Source organism: Methylobacterium crusticola, assembly GCF_003574465.1.
Taxonomy (GTDB): Bacteria; Pseudomonadota; Alphaproteobacteria; order Rhizobiales; family Beijerinckiaceae; genus Methylobacterium; species Methylobacterium crusticola.
Genome location: NZ_QOWC01000478.1, coordinates 1 through 1,004, shown reverse-complemented (window position 1 = coordinate 1,004; position 1,004 = coordinate 1). Strand labels below are relative to the sequence as shown.

Annotated in this window: 1 protein-coding gene; it reads right to left on the bottom strand. The window is 71.7% G+C overall.

Going from position 1 to position 1,004, the window contains the following annotated elements; all coding sequences use genetic code 11:
* Positions 1-325 precede the first annotated feature (325 nt).
* Positions 326-568, bottom strand: a complete 243-nt coding sequence (locus tag DT057_RS34990) for a hypothetical protein (protein WP_128566567.1) — start codon at positions 566-568, stop codon at positions 326-328.
* Between the last annotated feature and the right edge of the window lie 436 nt (positions 569-1,004).

The following is a 1,004-nucleotide window of genomic DNA, read 5'->3' as shown; positions in this document are numbered from 1 at the left end:
GCGCGCCGTCGACGAAAACGTTGAACTGCGCATCACCCCGGTACGCGTCCTCCGCGACCTTGAGCGTCAACGAGCGGGTTGGCTGGGAAACGGTCATGCTGAGCCCGGAATTCGTCCTGGCCCAAACGTGTGACGTCTCGATGGTTAAGAAATAATAAAGCGGGAGAATTGCACGAATGAAAGGCAGCATCGGGCCTGCCGCCGCCCAGCATTTGCCTACCCGACAGCCACCCGCTCAGGATGGCAGGCCCACACTGCAGCGCCGACCGCTTGGCGGCATTTGCCGGTCGCGCCCGCAGAACAGCGGGACGCGATCCCGTCCGGTTCAGGCTGCCGGCGAGTGATGGCCGACGCGCCAGGCCGTGCCGCATCGTGCGACCAGGGCCTCGACGCAGCGATACGCGGCCGCGACGAGCGACTCGCGCGTGCTCAGGCCGACGAACACCTGCGAGGCCTGCTCGTAGGGCGTGCGGTCGAGGGCGTCGCTCAGGCCGGACCGCGGCGCGCCGCCCGGGGCGCCATCGGCGCGCCGGCGGAACGGCCGGCCGCGACCGGGGCGGACGGACAACCTGCCCGGCCATCGCGCGGGTTCGCCCGCGACGGGAAGGGGCGCTGCGGGAGCGGCGGCATCGTGGGTCATGGCGTTCCCCGGCCCTCATGAACGAGCCCTGTGCGGCCCGCCGCGCTCACGCTCGCGACGTCGCCTGGCACGGCGGGCAAGTACCGAGGTGTTGTTTCAAGGTGATGGGCCTTCTGACCGCTCGCCTGGTGCCGACGAGCCGTCAGGGAGTGTTCATGGCGAGTATAGATCGGAGGCGGCGCGGCTGAAGCGCGTTCTTCGGCTACGCGGCGGCGCGCCGAATCACCCTTTCGGCGTAGGTCGCGGCGGCGGGCCCCGGACGCCCCACCCGCCCGGCCCTCGCGCCTGCGGGGGGAGCCGGGAGGGCCCGGGCCGGACGCCGTCGATCCGGCCCGGCGTGAAAACCGCCCCGCCCGACGGGAGA